The following is a 6,497-nucleotide window of genomic DNA, read 5'->3' on the forward strand; positions in this document are numbered from 1 at the left end:
GTGGTCGGGGTGAGGAACGCCTCGTCCTTCAGGCCGGCGGCGAGGTCGGCGAGCCGCTCGGCGGTGGGGTCCCCGGCCAGCGTGAAGCACACGACACCGGCGACGACGAACGCGGCCTGTGCCAGGCGTCGAAGCAGGTAGCGGGTCATGTCACGCGGCCGGGCTGAGCTCGTGGGCGAACACGACGTTCGGATACGCCGGGTCGTCGGTGTAGCCGTCGACGTCCGCCGAGTACGCCCGCTGGTACTGCTGGACGAACAGCGGCGCGGCGACGGCCTGGTCGACCAGGAGCTTGCGCTGGAGCGACGCGTACGACGCCTCCGCCGCGGACCGGTTCGTGGCGGTCAGCTCCGGCAGCTTGTCGATCTCACCGTCGACGGCGGAGTCGTCGAGGTAGGTGAGGTTGAAGTTGACCGGGTCGGCCGAGCGGAACAGGTTCAGGAACCAGCTGTAGGCGTCCGGGTAGTCCGGGTACCAGTACATGACGAAGACGTCCTGGCGCTTCGCCGCGTCCTTGCTCTTGGCACGGTCCCACTGGGCGTCCCACTGCATCGGCTTCGCCTGGAGCTTGACGTTCAGGCCCTTGAGCGCGGAGCTGAGCAGCGTCACGAACTTCTGCTGGTCGTCGTCGCCCTGCGCGTAGGTGAGGTCGAGCGTCAGCGACTTCTTGCCCGGACCGTACCCGGCCTCGTTCAGCAGCCGCGTCGCCGCCGCGGTGTCCTGGCGTCCGGCCAGACCCGGCGTGGCGCCGGTGAGCCCGTCCGGGACGACGCCGCTGGCGGCGGTCCCGGAGCCCTTGAGCGTCGACACGAGGCCGTTGTAGTCGATCGCCGCCTGGACCGCCTTGCGGAGCTTGACGTCCTTCAGCGGGCCGGCCTCGGTGTTGAAGAACGCCATGAGGTTCTGGAACGAGGGCACCGAGTCGGTCTTGAGGCTCTTCATCCCCTTCGCCTGGGCGAACAGCTGCGGGTTCAGCCGGTGCACGTAGGTGACGTCACCGGCCTGCAACTGCTGCCACGCGGTGGTGACCTGCGGGGTGTTGCGGAACTCGACGCTGGTGTAGTGCGAGCCCTTCCAGCCGCCCCAGTAGTCCTTGAACTGGCCCAGCCGGACCTCGGCCTCCTGCCCCTTGTTCCAGGAGGCGACGGTGTACGGGCCGCTGCCCGTGTCGTGGCCCTTCGCGACGTAGTCCTTCAGGTCGCCGCCGCCGGGAGCCTTCGTGTCGTAGATGTAGGAGGCGTAGCCGGAGGAGGAGACCAGGTCGAGCGGCGCCGCGTACTTCAGCTCGAACACCAGCGTCTGCGGGTCCGGCGTCTCGATCTTCTTCACCGGTTCCCAGATGTAGGCCGCGCCGCCCTTCATCTTCATCGTCCGCTCGATCGCGGCCTTGGCGACGCTGGAGGTCAGCGCGGTGCCGGTGTGGAACTTCACGCCCTCCCGCAGGGTGAACGTCCACTTCTTGCCGCCGTCGGACGAGGCCCACTTGGTCGCCAGCCGCGGCTCGACCTTCTTGGCCTTGGTGTTGTACCGCGTCAGCGACTCGTAGACGTTCTGCATCGCGATGATCTCGTTGGAGTACGAGGTCGCGGGATCCCAGTCGGTGACGACGTTGAGGTTGAACGAGTAGACGAACGTGCTGGACGTGGAGGCCGTCTTGCGGACGGCTCCGCCCGAGCAGCCGGTGACGGCCACGGCGACAGCCGCCGCGAGCGCCAGTGATCTTATGCGCCAGGTCATGACGGGATCTCCTTGCAGGGGGACCGGACAGGGGGAGTGGGGGCCGGGCTAGAGGTTGCCGAGCGGGCCGGCGGCCTTCACCCGCAGCCGCAGCGCGGGTTCGGGCAGATAACTCATCGGTACTTCGGTGATCTCCACGACCTCCACTCCGGCCGGATCGGCTCCGGCCTGCACGGCCCGGCGTCCGGCGACGTCGGACGCCTCGGCGATGGCCTCCCTGCGGCCCTCGCCGGCCGGGATGATGGTCTCGATGGTCCCGCTGACCATGGCGATCGCCGCGCCGACGGCGTTGGCGATGTCCCCGTGCGCGGGACGGATCACCTCGGCGACGCCGGCCAGGGTGTCGGGGATCAGGAACGATCCGCCGCCCACCGCGACCAGCGGCTGGTCGGTCTTGCCGAGGGTCATCCGGTCGACGGCGTCGGCCAGCATCCGGTCGGCGGTCTCCACCGCCGAGCCGAGCGCGCCGCGCAGCCGCTCGGGGATCGGCGAGCCGGCCGGCGCGCCCCGGCCGGCCAGCGCGCCCGCGTCGGTCATGGTGGGGGTGTCGCCGCCGAAGGTCAGCGCCTTCTCGGTGATCCGGTAGCCGACCGACTGCGGCCCGACCGACCCGTCCGGCCCGATGACGGTGCCGCCGCCGAGCGCGAGCGCGAGGATGTCGGGCATCCGGAAGTTGGTCCGCACCCCGCCGATCTCGACGCCCGCGGACGACTCCCGGGGGAAGCCGGCGTACAGCACGCCGAAGTCGGTCGACGTGCCGCCCACGTCCGCGATGATCGCGTCGGTGAGGCCGGACAGGAACGCGGCGCCCCGGATGGAGTTGGCCGGGCCCGATCCGATCGTCAGCACCGGGTACCGGACGGCGTAGTCGATGGCCATCAGCGTGCCGTCGTTCTGCGCGAAGTAGGTGGTGACGTCCAGGCCGCGCTCGGCCAGCGTGTGCTGGAGCCCGTCCCAGACTGCGCTGATGACCCGGTAGAGGGCGGCGTTGAGGATCGTGGCGTTCTCGCGCTCCAGCAGCCCGAGCGTGCCGATCTCGTGGCTCATCGAGATGGGCACCGCGTCGCCGAGCTCGTCCCGGGCGATCTCCGCCGCCTCCAGCTCCTGGTCGGAGAAGGCGGGGCTGAACACGCTCGTCAGCGCGATCGCGTCGGCCTCCCCGGCGACGTCGGCGAGCACGGCGCGCAGCGCGCCGGGGTCGAGCTTGGAGATCGGCCGGCCGTCGACGTAGTGGCCGCCGGGGAGCACGGCGGTGCGCGCGGTGATCGCCGCCGACAGGTCGGCCGGCCAGGACTGCGCCGGGGGGACCGAGGTGGTCGCCGGCCCGCCGAGCCGGATCGCGGCCACCTTGCCGAGCCCGCGCCGCTCCAGGATCGCGTTGGTGGCGTGCGTGGTGCCGAGCATGACCCGGCCCACCCGCCGGACGTCGTCGCCGAGCTGGTCCAGCACCGCGGTCAGCGCCGCGTGCAGGCCCGAGGTGACGTCGGCGCTGGTCGCCTGCTTCGTCCTGGCGAGGACCTCGCCCTTGGCGCTGAGGACGACCGCGTCGGTGTTGGTGCCGCCGACGTCGACACCGATGCGCAGGTCGCGGGCGACGGTGCCGCCGGGCGTACGGTCAGCCATGGTTGAGCTCCTCCACGGGCGTGTAGTCGATGTCGTAGCCGAACGCCCGCGGACCGGCCGTGGCCAGACCGCGCTCGGTCCGCCAGATCGGGTCGCAGGGCCAGGACAGCACCGCCACCCGCTGTCCGTAGCGCAGCGACTCGGTGGAGATGGCGCCGGCGGTCTGCGCGTCCACCACGGTGATCAGGTCGGGGACGCAGGCGCGCGGCCGGCCGTCCTCCAGTGCGATCAGGTTCTCGTTCTGGATCTCCACGCGGAGCAGCCGGCCGCGGTCCTCGCCGGTGCCGTCGACGACCAGGCTGCCGCGCACGAACCCGCCGCCGGTCCGCCGCTCGACGTCGATCACCTTTCCGGTGATCAGCACGCTGGCGTCCAGCGTCGCGCACAGGGCGCCGAGCGGGTCGGCGCCGTCCTTCATCGCGTGGCCGATCGCCAGGGCCTTGCTCACCGTCCCCTCGATGACCGCGCCCCGCGCCTGCGCGCCGGTCAGCACGTAGTCGGCCATCAGCGCCGACGCGCCGCTGGCGACGCAGACCGCGCGGGAGATGCGCTCGGACCACAGCCCGTCGATCGGGCGCACCGTGGTGACGTTGCCCTGCACGTCGGCCAGGACGACGAGGTTCACCGGCCGTCCCGCCACGTACATCGAGACCATCTGGACCTCGGGGAACGCCCGTCCCATCCCGTCGGCGTCGACGAGCGGCAGACCGAGCCGCGCCGCCCAGCCGACCGGCCCGACGCCGTTGGAGCCGCCGATCTCGCAGGCCATCACCGCGGCCACCGGGCGGCCGAGGATCCGCTCGACCTCGTCCCGGATCAGCAGCGGCTCTTCGCCGCTCATCAGCATCTCGTGGGCGACGGTGGGCGCTCCGATCCCCGACAGCGGAAGGACGAGGCTGTCGTCGGGCACCTCCGACAGCGGGATCAGCGGCACCTCGCCGTACTCGTCGATCGCCCGGACCGCGGTCAGCGTGCCCGTCTCGACGTCCCCGCCGCCCCCGGTGCCCAGGATCGCGCAGCCGCGGGCGAGCGCCGGAACGTCGTCGAGCGTCACGCGACCGGTCCTCGAAGGTGTCATCTGCATGCTGGAAGAATGGTCCCACCTTCTGACCTGGCGGAAGGGTGGAGGGCACAAGGTTCCGCGAGGGTTTGTGCCGATGGCACAATGCGAGCGTGTCCTTCGTCTCGGACCTGGTCGGGACCGGTTCCCGGATCCCCCTCACCCTGCTCGCCGGCCCGGCCGACGCCGTGCCGCTCACCTCCGTGACCGCGGTCGAGGCCCTGGCGCGGCTCCAGCGGGCCCCGGAGGGGGCGCTGGTCGTCGTGACGGGACGGTCGGCCGCGCGGGCCGCCGGATACGAGCTCGACATCGCCGTCCGGACCGCCGCCGAGCGCGGCGTGCCCGCGCTGGTCCTCATCGGCTGCGGAACGCTGCCGATCACCGCGGCCCGGCTGGCCGACCGGGCCCGGCTGGCCGTGCTGTCGGCCGAGGAGGACTGCGACGTCGCCGAGGTCGTGCTCTACCTCGGCCAGGTCATCCGGGGCGACGCCGCCGACTCGCTCGCCCGTGCGCAGGCGGCGCTGCGCATCGTCCGCGAGGCCGGCGAGCCCACCGGGAGCGCCGAGGGCGACCGCGTCGCCGCGCTGCTCGAACGCGTCGGGGCGGTGCTCGGCCGGACCCTGGTGACCACCGACGGGACGGGGGGACCGGCCGGCACCGAGCCGATCTGGGTGGCGGGCCGCCGTCAGGGCGGCGTGACGGGACCGCCCGACGACGCCGTGCGGCTGGTGCTGCCCGCCGTGGCCGCCGCGATCGGCCGGCTGCGGCAGCACGCGCTGGAGCGGGCGACCGCGCCCGGCCAGACCCGGTCCGACATCCTCACCGAGCTGATCGTCAGCGAGCGTGCCCAGGCGGGGGCGCTGGCCGACCGGGCCCGCCTGCTCGGCCTCGCCGTGGACGACCTGCACACCGTCATCTGGATGACCCCGGACCGGCCGTCGGGCCCCGACCCCGCCGAGCTCGCGGAACGGCGGCGGCTGTTCGACACCCTCACCCTGCGCACCCACCAGGCCCAGCTGCCGTCCGGCGAGTCGTGGAATCTCGCCCGCCTCGCCGCCGACATCGTGCTGGTCGGCACCGCCCGGGCCGAGATCCGACCGCCGCGCGCCCTGCGGCTGATCGACGCCGTGCGCGCGGCCGTGGCCGAGGAGCATCCCGGCACGGTGCTGCGCTTCGGGATCGGGACGCCGCAGCGGGGGGTGGAGGGCCTGCGCCAGTCGGCCACGGAGGCCCGCGCCGCGGCGGCCATCGCCGTCCGCTCCGGCGAACTCGTCCACGCCTTCGACGCCGCGGGCATCAACCGGGTGCTCGCCCAGATCGCCGCCTCGCCGCTCAGCCGCCGGGTGGTCGACGACCTGCTGCGCCCGCTCGACGCGCTCGGCCCCGGGCGGTCGGCCGAGGCCATCGCGACGCTGGGCGCCTACCTCGACGCGCGCGGCTCGCTGAAGGCCGCCGCGTCCCGGCTGGCGCTGCACCCCAACGCCGTCAACTACCGGATCAGGAAGATCGTCGAGAGGCTCGGCGCCGACCTGTCCGACCCCGACACCGCGTTCGCCCTGCACCTGGCCTGCCGCGTCCGCCTCCGCGACTGACCCGGGCCGCCGCCGCGCGGAGACAAGAGAACCGCCCTCGCCCCGGAAACCCGGGACGAGGACGGCCTGATCATCAGAAAACCGGGCCCTCAGGGCCGCGGTGATCAGTTGGCGGGCACCATGACGACCTTGCCGTTCTCGTCCACGACGAGGTTGTAGGCGGTGTCCGTCTCGGGCTGGACGACGCCGCCCTTGATTTCGAAGTTGCTGTCCGGGTCGGACATGATAGGAACCCCGTTTCATTTTCAACAGATGTAAACAATTAATGTAAACAACAAGACGAGCCGCGAAGGCCCGCATGGTTGACCGGCAGACTCCTGCCGCACCGGCAGCCTGCCTTCTCGGAACTCATCGAAGGCGGGCGGCGGACGACCGGGTGGCGGCAGAAGTAGAACCGGCCGCCCCCCCCCCCAGGGGCTGGCGGGCCGGCCCGGCAGACCCCCGCTCGGTGTATGACGGGCGGCGTGCAGGTGGGGATGAGCGCG

At 72.4% G+C, this 6,497-nt stretch carries 4 protein-coding genes; 1 reads left to right on the plus strand and 3 read right to left on the minus strand.

What is annotated here, in order from left to right; translation table 11 throughout:
• Positions 1–150: 150 nt before the first annotated feature.
• Genes AB0C69_RS36020 through AB0C69_RS36030 form a run of 3 tightly spaced genes read right to left on the minus strand, consistent with a single transcriptional unit; the run spans position 151 to position 4,414 of the window.
• Positions 151–1,737: an ABC transporter substrate-binding protein gene (locus AB0C69_RS36020; protein ID WP_345177134.1), complete on the minus strand. Its 1,587-nt coding sequence runs from the start codon at positions 1,735–1,737 to the stop codon at positions 151–153.
• Positions 1,738–1,785: 48 nt separating this feature from the next.
• Entirely contained in the window at positions 1,786–3,360 is a 1,575-nt protein-coding gene (locus AB0C69_RS36025; protein ID WP_360359884.1) for a hydantoinase/oxoprolinase family protein, read from the minus strand.
• Positions 3,353–4,414: a DUF917 family protein gene (locus AB0C69_RS36030; RefSeq protein ID WP_353833307.1), complete on the minus strand. Its 1,062-nt coding sequence runs from the start codon at positions 4,412–4,414 to the stop codon at positions 3,353–3,355. Before AB0C69_RS36030 ends, AB0C69_RS36025 begins: the two co-directional genes overlap by 8 nt.
• A gap of 119 nt (positions 4,415–4,533) precedes the next feature.
• Here AB0C69_RS36030 and AB0C69_RS36035 point away from each other — a divergent pair, with 119 nt between their 5' ends.
• Positions 4,534–6,012: a helix-turn-helix domain-containing protein gene (locus AB0C69_RS36035; protein ID WP_360359887.1), complete on the plus strand. Its 1,479-nt coding sequence runs from the start codon at positions 4,534–4,536 to the stop codon at positions 6,010–6,012.
• The last annotated feature ends 485 nt before the right edge of the window (positions 6,013–6,497 follow it).

It is taken from the genome of Actinomadura sp. NPDC048032 (genome assembly GCF_040653175.1).
GTDB lineage: Bacteria > Actinomycetota > Actinomycetes > Streptosporangiales > Streptosporangiaceae > Spirillospora > Spirillospora verrucosospora.

Bases quoted from the DNA above. Each gene is read 5' to 3' on its own strand.
- AB0C69_RS36020 (WP_345177134.1), bottom strand. From the start codon at position 1,737: ATGACCTGGCGCATAAGATCACTGGCGCTCGCGGCGGCTGTCGCCGTG.
- AB0C69_RS36025 (WP_360359884.1), bottom strand. From the start codon at position 3,360: ATGGCTGACCGTACGCCCGGCGGCACCGTCGCCCGCGACCTGCGCATC.